Consider the following 20,487-nt stretch of genomic DNA (forward strand, 5'->3'; position numbering starts at 1 on the left):
TCACCCGCCCTGACGCAGGCTGAGGGGGCGCATGTCGGTCCACACCGTCTCGATGTGGTCCAGGCACTCCTGCTTGGCTCCGCTGAAGCCGGCCTCGTGCCACCCGGCGGGGAGGTTCCGCCCCGCCGGCCAGATCGAGTACTGCTCCTCGTCGTTACGCACGACCAGATAGGGGTGGTCGGTCATGGTTCCTGCCTTGTTCATTTACGGTCCAGCTTGGGGATGGTGGTGGCCGGGCGGGACTGCTCGGCCTCGCCGTCGGCGGCCCGCAGCCGTTCGACGACGAGCGCCAGCTCGGCCACGGTCGGGGACTCGAACAGGCTGCGCATCGGCAGCTTCACGCCGACGGCCTTGCGCAGCGAGGCGATGAGCTGCACCGCGATCAGCGAGTTGCCGCCGAGTTCGAAGAAGTCGTCGTCGATGCCGACCCGCGACACGCCGAGACCGTCGCTCCACACCCGCGCGATGGTCGCCTCCAGCTCGTTGCGCGGCGTGGCGTGGTCGTCTCCGTCCTCCGTGGACCCGGACCGCTCGTCGGCTCCGGTGTCCTCGGCGATGGTGTCGGTGGTCCGGGATCTGGCCCGTTCGGCGAGCTCGGCCACCGGCAGCGGGTTGATCACGACCTGCGGGCCCAGGCGCGCGGCCAGCACCCGGCGGAACGCCTCGGCGCCGTCGACGGGGGAGATCCCGTCGCCGGCCGGCGCGGTCGCAGCGCCGGCGCCCTCGGTCGTGCCGCCGGGGACGGCGGCCAGGTCGCCGGCGACGGCGTCGCGGTTCACCCGGCGCAGGACGAAGTCACCGATCTCCACCAGCACCCGGCCGTCCTCGTCGAACAGCGTCAGGTCCGCCGAGACCACGTCGTCACCGCCGTCGGCGTACCGCAGGTGGCTCCAGAAGCGGGCGGGCAGCGGCCCGCGCACCAGCACCCGGCCGTAGGAGAGCGGCAGGTAGCTGCCCTCCCCGCGGCCCTCGCCGAACGCGGTGGCCACGTCCAGCAGCGCCGGGTGCAGCACCCAGCGCTCCAGGTCGGCGATGGCGGCCTCGGGCGCGACGATCCTGGCGAGTTCCTCGTCCGGGCCCACGTGGTGCTCGCCCAGTGCGTCCCAGCGGGGACCGAAGCTGAGCATGCTGGTACGGCCGGTCTCGCGTACGGCCGAGCTCGGCCGGCACCGCGCCACGATCGACGGGGCGTCCACCCCGGAGGCCGGCTCGGGGCGGACCCACGCGGCCGAACCGCGCACGTGCGTGGCCGAGCGGCCCGCCGTACGGCTCACCACGCGGAACTCCACGCCGTCCGCCGAGGTGGTCAGCTCCACCCGGTACTGCGCGGTGCCCCCGTCGGGGACGGAGAACGGCTCCAGGAACGCCACGTCCCGCAGCTCCACGGCGTGGTCGGCGTCCGGGGCGGGCAGACACGCGGCCACGGCGGCCCGCGCCGTCTCCAGGTGACCGGTTCCGGGCACCACCGGCACCTGGCCGATGCGGTGCTCGTCGAGCAGCCAGTGCGTGGTGGCGGACACCAGCCCGTGGCACTCGGCCTCCCCGTCCTGACCGGTCACCCGGCTGGACAGGACCGGGTGGTCCACCGCTTCGGCCACCCCGCCGCGGGCGGCGCGGAACCCGTCGGGCGCCGCCACCTCGACGGCCATGCCGACCTCGGTCCAGCCGCCCCAGTTCTGCGAGACGACCGGCGCGCGCCAGCCGTGCGCGCTGCGGGCGTAGGCGTCGAGGAAGTTGTTGGCCGCGCAGTAGTCGACCTGCCCGAAACCGCCGACCACCGAGGTCACCGAGGAGCAGAGCGCCACCCAGTCCAGCGGGAGGTCACCGAAGACCTGCGCCAGGGCGAGGGTTCCGGCGATCTTGGGAGCCAGTACGGCGGTGGCCGCCGCACGCTCCTTCACCTCGGCCATGCCGCCGCCGGGCAGGCCGGCGGCGTGCACGATGCCGTCCAGCCCGCCGAACTCGGCGTCGATGCGCTCGCGCACCGCGCGCAGCCCGGCCGGGTCGGTGACGTCGGCGGCCAGCACCAGCACCTGGGCGCCGGCCTGCTCCATCCGCCGGATCGCGAGGATGGCCCGGCCCGTCCTGTCCGCGCCGCCGTGCACCGCCAGGTGGGTGTCCCACTCCTCGCGGGGCGGCAGGCCGCCGCGGCTGAGCAGCGCCAGCCGGGCGCGGGACCGCCGCGCGAAGTCCTCGGCGAGGGTGATGCCGATCCCGCCGATCCCGCCGGTGATCAGGTACCGGCCCCCGTCGCGGACCACCGCGGGTCCGGAGGTCTCCGCGCCCACGGGGACCTGGGCGTAGTCGGTGACCCAGCGGCGGCCGGCGCGCAGCGCCACCTCCGTCTCGTCGGCGGGCCGCAGCAGCTCGGAGACGAGGTCGGCCGTCTGCGCGGCGCCCGCCTCCGGGTCGGCGTCGATGTGGCGGACGGTCAGGCCGGGCAGTTCCAGCGGGACCACCCGGGCGATGCCGGCGAGGGTGGCGTGCTCGGGGCGGAGCAGGGCGCCCTGCGCGTCCGAGGCGCCCGACGACACCACGTCGAGGTGGACCCCGTCGGTCACCCCCGCGCCGGCCAGGGCCTGGACCAGCTCCAGCAGGCTGAAGAAGCCGCGCTCCTGCGCCTCCCAGGTGGCGGCGATCGCGCCGTCGGCGGGCACGCCGTCCAGCGTCAGGGCGTGCACGATCCTGGCGGGGGTGCCGGCGGCGAGCAGCGTCTCGTGGTCGCCGGGACCGGCCACCCGCACGGTGACGCCCCGGGCGCGCAGCTCGGCGACGAGCTCCTCCCCGCGCGGCCCGTCGGCCAGCACCAGGCAGTCGCCGAGGTCGGTCCGGCGGAGGTCCGGGGCGGCCTGGCGCCAGGTGGGCACCGCGAACCAGTCGTCCAGCGGCAGCGGGCCACGGCGCCGGACCGGCGCGGCGACGGCGGCCTGGTCGACCGGGTCGGCGTCGATCCAGTAGCGCCGGCGCTCGAACGGGTAGGCCGGCAGCGGCACCCGGCTGGCCGCCGCGCCGAAACCGGCGGCCAGCGGCACTCCGGCGGACCACAGCGTGCCCGCCGCGTCGTAGACGGTGACGGCGTCCCCGGCCCGCTCCCCGGGGCCGGGCAGGCTGGGCAGCGGCGCGGGCGCCCCCTTGGGGAGCTGCATCCTGGCCAGCCCGGCCAGCTGCCGGCCGGGCCCGCACTCCACCAGCAGCGGCGGCGTGTCGCCGTGCGCGGCGAACAGCCCGGCGACGCAGGCGCCGAACCTGACCGGCTGCCGCAGGTGACCGGCCCAGTACGCCGGGTCCGTCGCCTGCTCGGCGGTGATGGGCTCACCGGTGACGTTGGACCAGAACGGCAGGCTCGGCGCCTGCCGCGGCACGGAGGCGACCAGCGCGGTGAACTCGTCGAGGATCGGCTCCATCATCGCCGAGTGGAACGCGTGCGACGTGCGCAGGGCCTTGCAGCCCACCTTCCGGGCCTTCAGCGTCTCGGCGAACGCCTCGATCGCGTCCGCGGGGCCGGCCACCACGCAGGTGCCGGGGCCGTTGACGGTCGCCACCGACACCCCCTCCGGCAGCTGTCCGGCCAGCGCCGACTCGTCCTGCTGGACGGCGAGCATCGCGCCCGGCGGCATCGACTGCATGAGCGCGCCGCGGGCGGCGACCAGCCGTACCGCGTCGGGCAGGGTGAAGACCCCGGCGACGGTCGCGGCGACGTACTCGCCGATGGAGTGGCCGATCATCGCGGCCGGCCGTACCCCCCAGCTCTGCCAGAGCCTGGCCAGCGCATACTCCACGGTGAACAGCGCCGGCTGGGTGTAGCGCGTCTGCCGGAGCGTCTCGTCGGCGTCGGGCGCGGTGCCGAACACCAGGTCGCGCAGGTCGAGGCCGAGGTGCTCGGTGAGCAGGCCCGCGCACTCGTCGACGGCGGCGGCGAACACCGGTTCCGTCCGGTACAGCTCCGCGCCCATGCCGGCGTGCTGCGCCCCCTGCCCGGAGAACAGGAAGGCGACCGCCGGCGGGGTTGCGCCGGACTCTCCCTTGCGGCGGCGCTTGCGGTCCCGCAGCGCGGCGACCGCGTCGGCGCGGTCGGTGGCCACCACCGCGGCCCGGTGCGCGTACTCCATCCGGCCCACCCGCAGCGTGTGGGCCACGTCGGCGAGGTCGAGGTCCTCGTTGGCCGCCAGGTGCCCGGCGAGCCGCTCCACCGCCGTGTCGAGCGCGGTGGCGGTCTTGGCGGACACCTGCAGCAGGTGGGCGGGCCGCGGGGGCAGGGGGGCCGCCCCGGTGCGCGGCGCCTCCTCCAGGACCACGTGCGCGTTGGTGCCTCCGATGCCGAAGGAGCTCACTCCGGCGCGCCGCGGCCCGCCGTCGGTCTCCCACTTGCTGAGCGTGGACGCCACGTAGAACGGGGTGTCCTCGAAGTCGATCGCCGGGTTGGGGCGTTCGTAGTTGATCGTCGGCGGGATCAGCCCGTGCTTCAGCGCGAGCACCGCCTTGATCACGCTGATGATGCCCGCGGCCTGGCTGAGGTGGCCGATGTTGGACTTCACCGAGCCGATACCGCACCAGCCGCGGTCCTGCGTGGCCTGCGTGTACACCGCCGACAGGGCGGCGACCTCGATCGGGTCGCCCATCGCGGTGCCGGTGCCGTGCGCCTCGACGTAGCCGATCGTGCGCGGGTCGATCCCGGCGAGCCCGACCGCCTGCGCGACCGCGGCGGCCTGCCCGTCGACGCTGGGCGCGGAGAAACCGACCTTGCCGGCGCCGTCGTTGTTGATCGCGTTGCCCCGCACCACCGCGTGGATGTGGTCGCCGTCGGCGAGGGCGTCCTCCAGCCGCTTGAGCACGGCGACGCCGACGCCGCTGCCCCAGACGGTGCCGTTGGCGTCGGCGTCGAACGGCCGGCAGTGACCGTCGGGGGAGGTGAACCCCTCCACCCCGATGTATCCGGTCGCCGGCGGGTGCTCCACGTTGACGCCGCCCGCCAGGGCCATGTCGCACTCGCCGCCGCGCAGCGCCTCGCAGGCCAGGTGGAGCGCGACCAGCGACGTGGAGCAGGCGGTGTGGATGGTGAAGCTGGGCCCGCGCAGGTCCAACCGGTAGGACACGGTGGTGGCGACGTAGTTCGGCGAGTTGGCGGTGGCGAGCCCGATGCCGTGGCGGGTCGCCCACACCTTCTCGTTGCGGACCAGGTTCTCCCACAGGTACTGGTTGCCCCCGGTGCCCGCGTAGACGCCGATGGCGCCGTCGTAGCGCGCGGGGTCGGTGCCGGCGTCGTTCAGCGCGGAGTAGCACGTCTCCAGGAACAGCCGGTGCTGCGGGTTGAGGATCTCCGCTTCGCGCGCGCTCAGGCCGAACAGCCCGGCGTCGAACTGGTCGTACCCCTCCACGTACGGCGCCTTCGACACCCAGCTCGGGTCGTCCACGTCCTCCTCGGACGCGCCCCTGGCCACCTGCTCCTCACGGGTGAAGGTGGTGATCGACTCGACACCGTCGACCAGGTTGCGCCAGAACTCGCCGATGTCGGCCGCGCCCGGTACCCGGGCGGCCATCCCCACGATGGCGATCGGCTCGACGCCCTCGTCGGTGACGTCACTGGTCATGGTCGTTCTCCTGTCCGGTGGTGCTGTGGACGCGTCGTGTGCGCCGGTTACGGTTGCGCCGCGCCTCGGCCCGGGAGGCCGCGCGGGCGAGTTCGGAGTTGTCGTCCTGGGGTCGGTCGGCGGAGCCGCCCGCCTGGTTGTCGATGAAGGCGGCCAGGGCGCGGATGTTCGGGTAGTGGAAGAGGTTCACCATGCGCAGCTCGCGGCCGAGCCGGACGCACAGGCGGGCGTGCACGGCGGCGAGCGCCAGCGAGTGGCCGCCGATGTCGAAGAAGTTGTCGTCGAGCCCGACGGCGTCCCGTTCCAGGACCTCACGCCAGACCGCGGCGATCAGCTCCTCGGTGGCGGTCGACCCGGCCCCCGGGACCGCGAGCGGCGCCGCCACGGGGGCGGCGACCCGCATGGCGTCCGGTGCGGCGCCCGGCGAGAGCGGCTCGGGCAGGGTGACCGCGCCCACCGGGGTGGCCGGGTCGGCGGCCAGCGCGCCGACCACGTTCACGTAGTCGGCGAGCATCGCGTCGACCCTGGAGGCGTCGAACAGGTCGGGGTTGTAGACGACCTCGACGGAGAATCCGCCCTCCCGCTCCGCCACGTACACGGTCAGGTCGAACGGCGATCCCGGCTTGTCGACCTCGATCGTCTCGCTGCGCAGCCCGGGGAGGTCCAGCCGGGGCTCGGTGAGGTTCAGCACGTTGAACATCACCTGCACCAGCGGGGCGCGGGAGGTGTCCCTGCGGATGCCGAGCTCCTCGACCACCCGCTCCAGCGGCGCGGCCGGGTGCGCGGCGACGTCCAGCAGCTCGCGGGTGCACCGCCGTACGTGGTCGGCGAAGCCGGTCTGCTCGTCCGACCGCAGCCGCAGCGGGACCATGTCGATGAAGAACCCGACCAGGTCGTCGAAGGCGGCCACCCGCCGGTCGGCGACGACCGCGCCGACCACGTGGTCGGCGCTGCCGGTGAGCCTGTGCAGCAGCCGGCCGAGCCCGGCCAGCAGCACCCCCGCCGGGGTCGCCCCGAGGTCGGCGGCGAGCGCGCGGACCGCGGCGTCGGTGCCGGGCGGCAGGGTCACGCGGGCCTCGGCGCCGCGGTAGGTCTGCACCGCCGGGCGAGGCCGGTCGCGGGGCAGGTCCAGCACGGTGGGCGCCCCGCGCAGATGCGCGGCCCACCAGGCCAGGTCCGCCTCGCCGTCGCGCTGGTCCCGCTCGGCCCGCCAGACCGCGTAGTCGGCGTACGACGCCCGCAGCGGCGGGAGGTCCGCCTCCCGGCCGGTGACGGCGGCCGTGTAGGCGGCGGACAGATCGGTGTAGAGCGTGTCCCGCGACCAGCCGTCGAACACCGCGTGGTGCAGGGTCAGCGCCAGCACGTGCTCGTCGGGGCCCAGCACGTACAGCCACGCCCGCCAGGGGGAGCCGCCCGCCAGGTCGAACGGGGCGGCCGCGCCGGCCGCCAGCCGGGTGCGCAGCTGGGTGTCCCGCTGCGCCTGGCCGTACCCGCTCAGGTCCACCACGGTCAGGTCCACGTCGGCCGGGGGCTCGCAGACGGCGTACGGCACGCCGTCCGTCTGCCGGATCCGCCAGCGCAGCACGGCGTGCCGCTCGGCGACCGCCCGCAGCGCCGCCCGCAGCGCCGGCACCTCCAGGGGACCGCGCAGCGTCTCGGCCAGGGCGATGTTGTACGGCGCGGCGTCGGGGGCCAGCTGGTCCAGGAACCACAGCCGGCGCTGCGGCGGCGCCAGGGTCGGCGGGTGGCCGACGGTGAGCTCCGGACCCGGCAGCCGGCCGGCCTTGTCGAACCGCTCGGCGATCTCCGGCAGGGTACGGCCGGCGAACACGTCCTCCACCGTCACGTCCAGGCCCAGCTCGCCACGGGCGGCGGCGACCAGCCGCATCGCCGTGATCGAGTCGCCTCCGCTCGCGAAGAAGTCGGTGCCGACGCCCAGGCGCCGCCACACCGCCGCGAGCGCCCGTTCGGTGGCCGTCCTCCCTTCCGGGGACTCGCCGGCGGGGCGTTCCGCGACGGCCAGCTCGCGCAGCTTCGCCCGGTCCACCTTGCCGGAGGCGTTGATCGGCAGTTCGGGCAGGCGCAGCACGCGTCCGGGCAGCATCGCCGAGGTCAGCCGCGAGGCGGCGTATCCCGGGTCGGCCGGAGCGTCCTGCGGGGTGAGGAACGCGACCAGCTCCAGGCCGCCGCCGGGCCTGGGCACCGCCTCCACGGCCGCCTGCGTCACCGCCGGGTGCTCCTCCAGGACGGCCGCGATCTCGCCGAGCTCGATCCGCTGGCCGCGGATCTTGACCTGCCCGTCGCGACGGCCCAGGTAGACGAGCTGCCCGTCGTCGGCGTACCGCACCATGTCCCCGGTCCGGTAGAGTCGCGCGCCTGCCTCGCCGGAGAACGGGTCGGGCACGAACGCCTCGGCGGTCAGCGCGGGCCTGCCCTGGTAACCGCGGGAAACGCCGGGACCGCCGATCAGCAGCTCGCCCTCGGCGCCGGGCTCGACCGGACGGAGCCGGTCGTCGACGACGTAGCAGCGGTGGCCGGGGGTCGCGTGGCCGATCTGCACCGGCGTGGCCTGCGGCGCGACCAGCTCGCCGGTGACGGCCGACACCGTGGTCTCGGTGGGCCCGTAGATGTTGACGAACCGGCGGCCCGGCGCCGCCCACCGGTTGACCAGCTGGGCCGGCACCGCGTCGCCGCCGCACATCACCACCCGCCAGGCGGGCAGCGTGGCCGGGTCGAGCAGGGACAGCACGGCCGGGGTCGTGAACCCCCAGGTGACCCCGTGCTCGGCGGCGAAACGCTGCAGCCTGGCCGGGTCGGTGCGGTCGGCGTCACCGGCCAGCTGCACCGCCCCGCCCACGGCCAGCGGCACGAACAGGTCGAGGACGGAGGCGTCGAAGCCGAGGGACGAGACCGCCAGCGCGCGGGTGCTCTGGTCGGCCCCGATGCTCGCGACGGATCCGAGGACGAAGTCGACCAGGTTGCGGTGGGTGACGAGCACGCCCTTGGGGCGGCCGGTGGAGCCGGAGGTGTACAGCACGTAGGCGAGGTTGTCCGGCGCCGCAGGACAGGCCGGCACGGCGGCCAGGTCGGCCGGCTCGTCCGGGCCGGGTACGGCGACGCACCGAAGCCCCGCCTCGCCCGCCGCCTCGGCTCCCGTCCCGTCGCACACCACGATGTCCAGACCGGCATCGGTGGCCATGTCCCGCAGCCGCAGTCGCGGACCTGCCGGGTCCAGCGGCACGTAACAGCCACCGGACAGCAGCACGCCGAGGAGCGCGACCAGCAGCGCGGGCCGTCGCTCCATGCAGATCCCGACCCTGGTCTCCGGCCCGACGCCGAGCGCGCGGAGCCGGGCGGAGAGCACCGCGGCGCGGCCGGCCAGCTCGCGATAGGTGATCTTCTCGTCCCACTGGGCGACCGCCACCGCGTCCGGTACGGCGCGGGCCCGTGCCACGATGAGATCGGCGACGTTCCCCTCGGGCAAGGACGGCCGGTCCGTCTCCGGGTGGTGCGGAAGGCCGCTCATCGCCCACCGCCCGCGGGCACGGAGTCGGTGATCTGCAGGCGCAGCTCGCTGAAGTAGCGGTTGCCGTCGTGGTCGGGGACCCAGGCCTGTTCGGGGGTGGGCAGGGCTTCGCTGATCACGACGGATACGTCGTCTCCGGCGGTGCGCAGCATGGTGCACAGGACGCCGACGTAGTGGGGGCTGGTGAGGTCGAAGTAGCAGGGTTTCACTTCTGTGCCGATCTTGACGAAGACCTGGTCGGGCAGGTTGAGGCGTCCGCGCCAGGTGCGGGTGGCGAGGTAGCGTTCGCGCTCGTTGGTGATGGCGGCCAGCCCGGTGTCGGCGACGGTGGTGCGCCAGGTCTCGCGGGCGATGACCAGCCGGTCGATGGTGATCCGGGGGACGTGCGGGGCGGGGGTGGTGAGCTTGAAGGCGTCGACGGCGAGGCCGTTGAGCATGCCGGCGAACATCTCGATCAGCGGCCAGCGGTGTCCGTCGGATGCCGTGGCGACCAGATCTCCGTCCTCGTCGGAGACGGTGACCGAGGTGGCCCGCAGCAGCCGGTCGGGGTCGGCACCCGGCGCCGCGGCGAAGCCCAGCAACCTGTCGGTGACACCGGTCAGCCCCGCCGAACCGCGTCCGGTGTGCCGGGGCCAGCTGGCGGGATGAAGCAGCCGGACCCGGTGCTCGCCGAGGTCGGCGGTCAGCTCGTCGCGCAGCCGGTCGAGGTCGGGATGCCAGGCCGTGAAGATGTCGCAGTCGAGCGTCGGCCACGCCGCGTGCAGCTCGCCGAGGACCACCTGGTAGTCGCCACGGTTGATCGCGTCGACGTCGGTGGCGCAGATCTGCAGGTCGGGGCTGTGCAGCCGGCCGGTGGCCCAGCCCGGCCGCTCGGCGGGGAAGAGCCGCGCCACCGGTCCGGCCAGGTCCGCGGCGGACAGCTGGACGCGGGTGTCGTTGCCTTCGAGGCCGAACAGGCTCTCCCAGCGGCGGGTGAACTCCTCGGCGACGGCGTCCGCGGGTCGTTGTCCGGTGCCCCAGAACAGGCCCTGGGACAGGGACATCAGGTCGGCCAGCCGGACCGGGGCGTCGGAGTCCTCCCGCAGGTCGTCGTAGAGCTCGCGCAGCGCCGCGGTGTAGGCGCCGGCGAGCTCGGCGGTCAGCCAGCGGGCGGCGACGAGGGTGATGGCCAGGGGCGGCGCGAGGTCGTCCAGGAGGGGGGCGCCGACGGTGACGTCGAGGTCGCGGGTGGTGTCCTCGTAGCAGGGTGTGCGGCCGGCGTACATCTGCCCGTCGCGGCGGCGGGGCGCGGCCCCGGTCAGCGCGGTGAACTCCTCGTCCAGGGCGGCGAGGGCAACCTTGAGCGCGTCGGGGGCTCCGGCGGCGGCGGCGACGGCGTCGCGGGCCGCGCACAGCCGGTCCAGCCCGTCCAGAGCGCGCTGCCGCAGGTCGGGGCCGTCGATGGTGGCGATGCGTTCACGCAGGACCTGTTCGGCGTCGCGCCCGAGGGGCAGGCCGGCGTCCCAGGTGACGAGCTCGCGCTCGGCCAGCCGTTCGAGCAGCAGGTAGCCGTCCTCGGGGCGGGCCAGGCCGGCGACCACCTCGGCGGCCGGGGTGCGCCCGTCGCAACGGGCCAGCACCGCGGCCTCGGCCGGGGACAGGGCCAGCGGCGGCTGCATGGGGCGGAGCAGCTCCCGCTCCCGCAGGGTGAGGTGGGGCTGGAGCGCGGGCGGCCACCAGCGGCGGACCCGCGGGTCGGCGGCCAGGTGGTCGGCGTAGGCGGCCATCACCCAGCCCTCCAGGAAGACCCGGCGCTCGCGCAGCAGGCCGGGCCCGGTGCGCACCTCCAACGCCCGCCCGGCGCCGTGACCGGCGTCCGCCTGCGCGGTGCCCGGCCCGGCGGTGACCCAGCAGACGGGGCCGAAGAAGCCGATGGTCTCGTTCTTGGCGCAGTAGCGCTGCCAGTAACGGATCACCGCCCGCTCGCGGTCCCGGCGGCGTACGTTACGGGACGCCTGCGGCCCACCGGCGACCAGTCCGTCCAGAGCCACCAGCACGCCGGGGTTCTGCCAGGTGACGGCCTCGCGGAACAGCGGGTCGGCGGCGATGTCGCAGATCTTCCCGGCCCCGGCGGCGATCGCGTCGGCCAGCGCCTTGTCGAACACCTCGGCCTGGCCGTGACCGGCTAGGAGGTCGTCGGCGGCGGCCGCGGCCCCGGGGGCGGCGAAGGCGTCCAGCCCGTCGGCGGGGAATCCGGTGGTGCGCAGCAGCGCGTCCGACCACACCGACCAGCCGGTGCCGCCCAGGTTCACCTTCGTCATCGCCCACCGCCCGCGCTCACGGAGTCGGTGATCTGCAGACGGAACTCGCTGAAGTAGCGGTTGCCGTCGTGGTCGGGGACCCAGGCCTGCTCGGTGGTGGGCAGGGCTTCGCTGATCACGACGGATACGTCGTCTCCGGCGGTGCGCAGCATGGTGCACAGGACGCCGACGTAGTGGGGGCTGGTGAGGTCGAAGTAGCAGGGTTTCACTTCTGTGCCGATCTTGACGAAGACCTGGTCGGGCAGGTTGAGGCGTCCGCGCCAGGTGCGGGTGGCGAGGTAGCGTTCGCGCTCGTTGGTGATGGCGGCCAGCCCGGTGTCGGCGACGGTGGTGCGCCAGGTCTCGCGGGCGATGACCAGCCGGTCGATGGTGACCCGGGGGGCGTGCGAGACAGGCGTGGTGAGCTTGAACGCGTCCATCAACTGCGTGCTGAGCATGCCGGCGAACATCTCGACCACCGGCCACCCCTGGCCGTCGGGCGCCGTGGCGACCAGGACGCCGTCCTCGTCGGAGACGGTGACCGAGGTGGCCGGCAGCAGCCGGTCGGGGTCGGCGCCCCGGGCCCTGTCGACACCCAGCTGCCGGTCACCGGGACCGGCGAGGCCGTAACCGGCGCGGCTGGTGTTGCGGGGATAGTCCTCCGGATACAGGATCCGGATCCGGTCCGATCCCAGGTCGAGGTCGTAGTGGGCACGTAGCCGATCGGGGTCGGGGTGGAACGGGCTGAACAGCGCGCTGTCGAACGGCGCCCACGCCGGGTGCAGCTCGCCGAGGACCGCCTGGTAGTCGCCACGGTTGATCGCGTCGACGTCGGTGGCGCAGATCTGCAGGTCCGGGCTGTGCAGCCGGGCGGCGGCCCAGCCCGGCCGCTCGGCGGGGAAGAGCCGCGCCACCGGCTCGGCCAGGTCGGCGGTGGACAGCTGGACGCGGGCGCCGCCTTCGGGGCCGGACCGTACGTCGGTCAGTTCCACCCAGCGCCGGGTGAAATCCTCCGACACCGCGCGGAACGGTCCCGCGCCCGGAGTGAACAGCAGCCCCTGGGCGAGATACCACAGGTCGGCCAGGCGGACCGGGCCGTCGTCTCCCTCCTGCAGCTCGTCGTACAGCTCGCGCAGGACCGTCTCGCCCGCGTCGGCGAGCGCCGCCGTCAGCCAGCGCGCGGTGGTGAGGATGACGCTCAGGGGAGCCGCGACGGCGTTCAGGAGGGTGGCGCCGACGGTGACGTCGAGGTCGCGGGTGGTGTCCTCGTAGGAGAGGGTGCGGCCGGCGTACATCTGCCCGTCGCGGCGGCGGGGCGGGGCCCCGGTCAGCGCGGTGAACTCCTCGTCCAGGGCGGCGAGGGCGGTCTTGAGCGCGTCGGGGTCGCCCGCGGCGGCGGCGACGGCGTCGCGGGCCGCGCACAGCCGGTCCAGCCCGTCCAGAGCGCGCTGCCGCAGGTCGGGGCCGTCGATGGTGGCGATGCGTTCGCGCAGGACCTGTTCGGCGTCGTGCCCGAGGGGCAGGGCGGCGTCCCAGGTGATGAGCTCGCGCTCGACGAACCGTTCGAGCAGCAGGTAGCCGTCCTCGGGGCGGGCCAGGTCGGCGACCACCTCGGCGGCGGGGGTACGGCCGTCGCACCGGGCCAGCAGGGCCGCCTCCGGTGCGGACAGGGCCAGCGGCGGCTGAAGGGGGCGGAGCAGCTCCCGCTCCCGCAGGGTGAGGTGGGGCTGGAGCGCGGGCGGCCACCAGCGGCGGACCTGCGGGTCGGTGGCCAGGTGGTCGGCGTAGGCGGTGATCGCCCAGCCCTCGAAGAAGACCCGGCGCTCGCGCAGCAGGCCGGGTCCGACGCGGACGTCGAGTGTCCGGTCGGTCTCCGGATCGAGGGTGATCCAGCAGATGGGGCCGAAGAAGCCGATGGTCTCGTTCTTGGCGCAGTAGCGCTGCCAGTAACGGATCACGGCGCGCTCGCGGTCCCGCCGGCGCACGTTGCGGGAGGCGTCGGGTCCGCCCGCGACGATTCCGTCCAGGGCGACGAGCACGCCGGGGTTCTGCCAGGTGACGGCCTCGCGGAAGAGCGGGTCGGCGGCGATGTCGCAGATCTTCCTGGCCCCGGCGGCGATCGCGCCGGCCAGCGCCTTGTCGAACACCTCGGCGTCCCCGCGCCCGGCCAGCAGGTCGTCGGCCGCCGCTGCCGCCGAGGGCGCGGCGAACGCCTCCAGCCCGTCGGCGGGGAATCCGGTGGTGCGCAGCAGCGCGTCCGACCATGCCGACCAGCCGGTGTCTCCCAGGTTCACCTTCGTCATCGCCCACCGCCCGCGGGCACGGAGTCGATGATCTGCAGGCGCAGCTCGCTGAAGTAGCGGTTGCCGTCGTGGTCGGGGACCCAGGCCTGTTCGGGGGTGGGCAGGGCCTCGCTGATCGTCACGGAGGCGTCGGCTCCGGTGGCGCGCAGCATGGTGCACAGGGCATCGGCGTAGTGAGGGCTGGTCAGGTCGAAGTAGCAGGGTTTCACTTCTGTGCCGATCTTGACGAAGACCTGGTCGGGCAGGTTGAGGCGGTGTCGCCAGGCGCGGGTGGCGAGGTAGCGTTCGCGCTCGGTGGTGATGGCGGCCAGCCCGGTGTCGGCGACGGTGGTGCGCCAGGTCTCGCGGGTGATGACCAGCCGGTCGATGGTGATCCGGGGGGCATGGGGGGCGGGGGTGGTGAGCTTGAAGGCGTCGACGGCGAGGCCGTTGAGCATGCCGGCGAACATCTCGATCAGCGGCCAGCGGTGCCCGTCGGATGCCGTGGCGACCAGGTCTCCGTCCTCGTCGGAGACGGTGACCGAGGTGGCCGGCAGCAGCCGGTCGGGGTCGGCGCCCGATGCCGCGGCGAACCCCAGCGACCTGTCGGTGACGCCGGCCAGCGACTCCGCGCCCCGTCCTCCCTGCCGGGGCCAGCCGGCGGGGTAGAGCAGCCGGACCCGGTGCTCGCCGAGGTCGGCGGTCAGCTCGTCGCGCAGCCGGTCGAGCTCGGGGTGCCAGAAGGTGAAGATGTCGCAGTCGAGCGTCGGCCACGCCGCGTGCAGCTCGCCGAGGACCACCTGGTAGTCACCGCGATTGATCGCGTCGACGTCGGTGGCGCAGATCTGCAGGTCGGGGCTGTGCAGCCGGCCGGTTGACCAGCCCGGCCGCTCGGCGGCGAACAGCCGCGCCACCGGTCCGGCCAGCTCGGCGGCGGACAGCTGAACGCGGGTGTCGTTGCCTTCGAGGCCGAACAGGCTCTCCCAGCGGCGGGTGAACTCCTCGGCGACGTCGTCGGCGGGGCGCCGCCCGGTGCCCCAGAACAGGCCCTGGGACAGGGACATCAGGTCGGCCAGCCGGACCGGGGCGTCGGAGCCCTCCCGCAGGTCGTCGTAGAGCTCGCGCAGGGCCTTTCCGTAGGCGTCGGCGAGCGCCGCCGTCAGCCAGCGGGCGGCGGTGAGGATGACGGCGAGGGGCGGCACGAGGTCGTCCAGGAGGGGGGCGCCGACGGTGACGTCGAGGTCGCGGGTGGTGTCCTCGTAGCAGAGGGTACGGCCGGCGTACATCTGCCCGTCGCGGCGGCGGGGCGGAGCGCCGGTGATGGCGGTGAACTCCTCGTCCAGGGCGGCGAGGGCGGTCTTGAGCGCGTCGGGGTCGCCCGCGGTGGCGGCGACGGCGTCGCGGGCCGCGCACAGCCGGTCCAGTCCGGTCAGAGCGCGCTGCCGCAGGTCGGGATCGCCGATCGCGGTGATGCGGGCGCGGAGTGTCTCCTCGATGGCGTGGGTGCCGGGCAGGGCGGCGTCCCAGGTGATGAGCTCGCGCTCGGCCAGCCGTTCGAGCAGCAGGTAGCCGTCCTCGGGGCGGGCCAGGCCGGCGACCACCTCGGCGGCCGGGGTGCGGCCGTCGCAGCGGGCCAGCACCGAGGCCTCGGCCGGGGACAGCGGCAGCGGCGGCTGCATGGGACGGAGCAGCTCCCGCTCCCGCAGGGTGAGGTGCGGCATCAACGCCGGCGGCCACCAGCGGCGGACCCGCGGGTCGGTGGCCAGGTGGTCGGCGTAGGCGGACATCGCCCAGCCCTCGAAGAAGACCCGGCGCTCGCGCAGCAGGCCGGGTCCGGTACGGACGTCCAACGCCTGCCGGGCGTCCGCGTCGAGGGCGACCCAGCAGACCGGTCCGAAGAAGCCGATGGTCTCGTTCTTGGCGCAGTAGCGCTGCCAGTAACGGAGCACCGTCCGTTCCCGGCCGCGGTGGCGCGCGTTGCGGGCCGCCTGGGGGCCACGCCTGACCAGGCCGTCCAGGGCGATGAGCACGCCGGGGTTCTGCCAGGTGACGGCCTCGCGGACCAGCGGGTCGGCGGCGATGTCGCAGATCTTCCCGGCCCCGGCGGCGATCGCGCCGGCCAGCGCCTTGTCGAACACCCCGGCGTCCCCGCGCCCGGCCAGCAGGTCGTCGGCCGCCGCTGCCGCCGAGGGCGCGGCGAACGCCTCCAGCCCGTCGGCGGGGAATCCGGTGGTGCGCAGCAGCGCGTCCTGCCACACCGACCAGCCGGTGCCGCCCAGGTTCACTTTCGTCACGGTTCACCGCCTGCGGCCGTGAGGTCCGCGGAGAGCAGGGAGAGCAGGTCCGGCAGGCGGTCCTGGAGGAAGAAGTGGCCGCCGTCGACGTGGTGCAGGACGAACCCGGCGGTGGTGTGCTGTTCCCAGGCGGCCATCTGCTCCGTCGAGACGGCCCGGTCGAGCGTTCCGGCGAAGGCCACGATCGGCACCGGCAGCGGCGGCTCGGGCTGGTACACGTAGTCGTCCAGCCAGGCGAAGTCCGCCCGCAGCGTCGGCAGCAGCAGTTCCAGCAGCTCCGGTTCCCCGGCGACCGCCTCGGGCACGCCACCCCCGGCGACGACCCGGGTCACCAGCTCGTCGTCGGGGACGCGGGAGAGCCCGTCGAACGTGTCGGACCCGCTCAGGTGCGGCGCGCGGGCGGCACCCGCGTACAGCCGGACAGGCAGGGGCGCCCCGGTACGGCGCAGGCTCCGTATCACCTCGAACCCGAGCCGCGCGCCCAGCGAGTGCCCGTACAGCGCGTAGGGACGGCTGTCGGCGGCCGCGGCGTCGGCGACCGCGGCGGCCAGCTCGGTCAGGTCGATCTCGGCCGGCTCGACGATCCGGTTCTCCCGGCCGGGAAGCTGGACGCCCACCACCTCCACGCCGGGAGCGAGAGCGGCCGGCCACGGATGGAACACGCCCGCGCCCGCACCGGCGTACGGCAGGCAGAACAGCCGCAGGGCCGCGTGTGGCAGGGGCCGCGGGCACCGGAACCAGCGGGCCGTCAGGGTGGTCATCAGGTGCCTCCGGGCGGATCGATCCAGTAGCGCTGCCGCTGGAAGGGATAGGTCGGCAGTGGCACCCGTCGCCCCGGGGCGACGGAGCCGGAGGGCGGCGGAGCCGGTGTATCGGCTCCGCCGCTCCGCGGCATCAGCAGGTCGGGGTCGAGCGCCGCGATCGCCTCGGCGAGGCTGCCGCACTCCACGACGGCCCGGTGGGCGAAGGAGCGGCGCCCGGCCGTCAGGGTGTGCGCCACGTCGGCCGGCGACAGGTGCGGGTTGGCGGCCAGGTGGTCGCGGAGCCGTACGATCGCGGCGCGGAGGGCTTCCGGGGAGCGCGCGGAGACGGGGAACAGGTACCGGCCCCCGGTGACGGGCGGTGTGACCGCCGGCTCCGGCGCCTGGGCCACCAGGACGTGGGCGCCGGTGCCGCCGATGCCGATCGCGCTGACCCCGGCCACGCGCCGGCGGCCGTCGGGCCAGGGCGCGGTCTTGGCGGGCAGGTAGAACGGCCCGCGGTCCAGGTCGAGCTGCGGGTTGGGGGAGTCGAGGTGCAGGTTGCCGGGGACCTGCCCGTGCCGTACCGCCAGGACCGCCTTGATGAACCCCGCGATCCCGGAGGCGGCGTCCGTGTGGCCGATGTTGGTCTTGACCGCGCCCAGCGCGCAGTATCCGGTGCCCCGGGCGCCGGCCGCGCGGAAGGCGCGGGTCAGCGCCTCCACCTCGATGGCGTCTCCCAGCGGCGTGCCGCTGCCGTGCGCCTCCACCATGCCGATCTCGTCGGGGGAGATCCCCGCGTCGCCGAGGGCCTCGGTCACCGCGGACACCTGCCCGGTCAGGCCCGGTACGGCGAAGCCCGCCCGTGCGGCGCCGTCGTTGCCGATCGCCCAGCCGGGGATCACGGCGTACACGTGGTCGCCGTCGGCGACGGCGTCGGCGAGCCGCTTCAGCGCCACCACGCCGCTCCCGCTGGAGAACCCCGAGCCGTTGGCCGCGGCGTCGAACGCCCGGCACCGTCCGTCGGGGGAGGTCATCCCGCCGGGAGTGTGCCGGTGCCGGGGCCAGGTGACGGTGACACCGCCCGCGAGCGCGAGGTCGCAGCGGTGGTCGGCGAGGTTCTGGGCGGCCATGCACACCGCGACCAGGGAGCTGGAGCAGGCGGTCTGCACCGCGATCGCCGGGCCGGTCAGGCCGAGCCGGTAGGCGACCTGCCCCGGCAGGTGGTCGGCGCGCTGGTGGGGCAGGATCCGCCCCTCCCAGTCGTCGGGATCGTCGGGCGAGCCGGCGGCGGGGTTGCCGAACAGGTGGAACAGGAAGTACCGGTTGGCCGAGGTGGAGGCGAACACGCCGATCTGGCCGTCGAACCGGTCCGGATCACATCCCGCGTCCTCCAGGGCCTCCCAGGCCGTCTCCAGGAACAGCCGGTGCTGCGGATCGGTGCGGGCGGCCTCGTCGGCGGTGAATCCGAAGAACTCCGCGTCGAAGTCCGCCACCCCGTCCAGCTTCCCGCCGGCCTTCACGTGCGCGGGGTCGGCGAGCAGCGCCGCTCCGATGCCCAGCTCTCGCAGCTCCGCGTCCGAGTAGTCCCAGATGGCGTCCACCCCGTCGGACAGCGCGGACCAGAACGCGGCCGGGTCGGGCGCGCCGGGGAACCGGCAGGCCAGGCCGACCACCGCGACGTGGCCGTCGAGGTCGTCGAAGTCGTCGAAGTCGTCGAGGTCGACTGGATCGGCGGCGGCGGAGGCGGCCGCGACGGCCGGGCGGGGGGACGGGGCGGCCGCCGGAGCGGACAGGGCGCGGGCCTGGGCCCGCACCGTGGTGTGCTCGAACAGCGTCATCATCGGCACCGGCGTCCCGAACACGTCGGCCAGCCGCTGCTGGAGCCGTCCCAGGAGCAGGGAGTGGCCGCCGGCGTCGAAGAACGGCTCGGTCACGCCGACCTGGGCCACGCCGAGCACGTCGCACCAGGCGTCGTGCACCGTGGCCTCGGCGGGCGTGGCGGGCCGTTCACCCGCGCGGGCGGGGCCCGGCGCGGGCAGGGCGAGGGTGTCCACCTTGCCGGTCGGGGTGAGCGGCAGCGCGTCCAGCACCACGACCGCCGTGGGCACCAGGTAGTCCGGGAGGACCTCGGCCGCGCCCCGGCGCATCGCGGCCGGATCCAGTACGGCGCCGGCGGACGGCTGGACGTGGGCGACCAGCCTGTCGCCGGCGAGGGTGACCACGGCCCTGGCCACTCCCGGCTGTCCCGTCAGGTACGTCTCCACCTCGGCCGGCTCGACGCGGAACCCGCGCACCTTGATCTGCCGGTCCAGCCTGCCCAGGCAGACCAGCGTGCCGTCGGGGAGCTCGCGTCCGAGGTCCCCGGTCCGGTAGACCCGCCTGCCCTCGCCGTCGACGGTGAACCGTTCGGCGGTGCGCTCCGGATCCCGCCAGTACCCCAGCGCGAGGTACGGGCTGCGGAGGGCGATCTCCCCCTCGCCGCCGGCGGAGGCCAGCAGCACCACCTCGTAGCCCGGCAGCGCGCGGCCGATCGGCACCAGGGGGCCGGCTTCCGGATCGGCCTGCGGCGCGTCGAAGGGGGTCCGGTGGTGGGCCACGAAGGTGGCCTCGGTGGCTCCGTAACCGTTGACGAACCAGCAGTCACCGGCGAAGCGTCCCCGGCCCGCGGCCACGTCGGCCCCGGTCACCCGTTCCCCGCCCAGCAGCACGGTGCGGATCGAGGGCAGCCGGCCCTCGGGCCCCAGCGCGTCGAGCACGTACCGGTAGAGCGTCGGGGTGGAGTGGTAGACGGTCACGCCCAGGTCGGCCAGGCGGCGCACCAGCTCGCCCGGCCCGAGAGCGCGGACGTCGATCGGCACCACGGCCGCACCGGTCAGCAGCGCGGGGTAGATGTCGGGGATGGAGGCGTCGAAGCTGACCGAGGCGAGCAGGCTGAGGCGGTCCTCGGCGGTGATCGACAGGCTTTCGATCTGGTTGCCGACGCAGTGCGCCAGGTTGCGGTGGCTCTGGGCCACCCCCTTGGGCACGCCGGTGGATCCGGAGGTGTAGCGCAGGTAGGCCAGGCTGTCCGGCTCGATCGGCCCGGCGGCCAGCGGCGGCGCCGGGGTCGCGTCCTCGACGAGGACCACCTGGCAGGAACGGTCCCCGAGGAGGGTCCGGGCGAGCGCCTCGTGCCCGCGCGTGGTGACCAGCACGGTCACGTCGGCGTCGTCGAGCATGTACGCCAGCCTCGGCACCGGGTACGACGGGTCCAGCGGGACGTAGACGCAGCCGGAGAGCAGCGTCCCCATGATCGCGGCGATGATCGTCGGGTCATGGCCGGTCAGCAGACCGACGCGTGCTCCCGAGCGGCCCCCCGCCGCGGCGACGAGATGCCGGATCCCGCCGGCGGTGTACGCCAGTTCCGCATATGTGATTGAAGAGTCAACCGAATGCACCGCGACGCGGTCAGGATTGTTATTTACGACATCGAGGAATCGGCCGACTACCGTATGTTGCATTTCCGGAATTCCTGCACGTTGCTCACCATCTGGATCCGCCGTTACCCGTGTTACGCCCTCAGGCACGACTCGCGGCTCGCTGACACGTGGAACGTTAAAGGGCGGACATTGCCGATCATTGGCCGTACGATTGCAATGTCCGCAAACGTGGCTATACGCGGCTTAGGTGTGACCTTTTCGCGAGGGATCTGCGAAGGGCTCACGTGGGGGAATAGGCATGATCGTCAATAAATCTGTTTCCGCATACGATTTTCAGATTCTTGGACCGCTCCGGG

8 protein-coding genes are annotated in these 20,487 nt (G+C 74.4%); all 8 read right to left on the reverse strand.

Features of this window, described 5'->3' with window-relative positions; genetic code table 11:
• The 8 genes from SROS_RS11745 to SROS_RS11780 are packed head-to-tail and all read right to left on the reverse strand — an operon-like array spanning position 1 to position 20,212.
• On the reverse strand, positions 1-204 hold the full coding sequence (locus tag SROS_RS11745; protein WP_012889145.1) for an MbtH family protein: 204 nt from the start codon (positions 202-204) through the stop codon (positions 1-3).
• Positions 201-5,588, reverse strand: coding sequence for a type I polyketide synthase (locus SROS_RS11750; protein ID WP_012889146.1), 5,388 nt, complete (start codon positions 5,586-5,588; stop codon positions 201-203). Before SROS_RS11750 ends, SROS_RS11745 begins: the two co-directional genes overlap by 4 nt.
• Positions 5,578-9,114, reverse strand: coding sequence for a non-ribosomal peptide synthetase (locus SROS_RS11755; RefSeq protein ID WP_012889147.1), 3,537 nt, complete (start codon positions 9,112-9,114; stop codon positions 5,578-5,580). The genes SROS_RS11750 and SROS_RS11755 overlap by 11 nt, the downstream gene beginning before the upstream one ends.
• Positions 9,111-11,414 (reverse strand): lantibiotic dehydratase, encoded by a 2,304-nt coding sequence (locus tag SROS_RS11760; RefSeq protein WP_012889148.1) that lies wholly within the window; start codon positions 11,412-11,414, stop codon positions 9,111-9,113. Before SROS_RS11760 ends, SROS_RS11755 begins: the two co-directional genes overlap by 4 nt.
• On the reverse strand, positions 11,411-13,696 hold the full coding sequence (locus tag SROS_RS11765; RefSeq protein ID WP_012889149.1) for a lantibiotic dehydratase: 2,286 nt from the start codon (positions 13,694-13,696) through the stop codon (positions 11,411-11,413). Before SROS_RS11765 ends, SROS_RS11760 begins: the two co-directional genes overlap by 4 nt.
• Positions 13,693-15,969, reverse strand: coding sequence for a lantibiotic dehydratase (locus tag SROS_RS11770; protein WP_012889150.1), 2,277 nt, complete (start codon positions 15,967-15,969; stop codon positions 13,693-13,695). The genes SROS_RS11765 and SROS_RS11770 overlap by 4 nt, the downstream gene beginning before the upstream one ends.
• Positions 15,966-16,730 carry a thioesterase II family protein gene (locus SROS_RS50885; protein WP_012889151.1) on the reverse strand — a complete coding sequence of 255 codons (765 nt, stop codon included), beginning with the start codon at positions 16,728-16,730 and terminating at the stop codon, positions 15,966-15,968. The genes SROS_RS11770 and SROS_RS50885 overlap by 4 nt, the downstream gene beginning before the upstream one ends.
• Complete coding sequence (locus SROS_RS11780) at positions 16,730-20,212, reverse strand: amino acid adenylation domain-containing protein (RefSeq protein ID WP_012889152.1); 3,483 nt, start codon at positions 20,210-20,212, stop codon at positions 16,730-16,732. The genes SROS_RS50885 and SROS_RS11780 overlap by 1 nt, the downstream gene beginning before the upstream one ends.
• Positions 20,213-20,487 lie beyond the last annotated feature (275 nt).

It is taken from the genome of Streptosporangium roseum DSM 43021 (genome assembly GCF_000024865.1).
Lineage (GTDB): Bacteria > Actinomycetota > Actinomycetes > Streptosporangiales > Streptosporangiaceae > Streptosporangium > Streptosporangium roseum.

Bases quoted from the DNA above. Each gene is read 5' to 3' on its own strand.
- SROS_RS11745 (WP_012889145.1), bottom strand. From the start codon at position 204: ATGAACAAGGCAGGAACCATGACCGACCACCCCTATCTGGTCGTGCGT.
- SROS_RS11750 (WP_012889146.1), bottom strand. From the start codon at position 5,588: ATGACCAGTGACGTCACCGACGAGGGCGTCGAGCCGATCGCCATCGTG.
- SROS_RS11755 (WP_012889147.1), bottom strand. From the start codon at position 9,114: ATGAGCGGCCTTCCGCACCACCCGGAGACGGACCGGCCGTCCTTGCCC.
- SROS_RS11760 (WP_012889148.1), bottom strand. From the start codon at position 11,414: ATGACGAAGGTGAACCTGGGCGGCACCGGCTGGTCGGTGTGGTCGGAC.
- SROS_RS11765 (WP_012889149.1), bottom strand. From the start codon at position 13,696: ATGACGAAGGTGAACCTGGGAGACACCGGCTGGTCGGCATGGTCGGAC.
- SROS_RS50885 (WP_012889151.1), bottom strand. From the start codon at position 16,730: ATGACCACCCTGACGGCCCGCTGGTTCCGGTGCCCGCGGCCCCTGCCA.
- SROS_RS11780 (WP_012889152.1), bottom strand. From the start codon at position 20,212: ATGCAACATACGGTAGTCGGCCGATTCCTCGATGTCGTAAATAACAAT.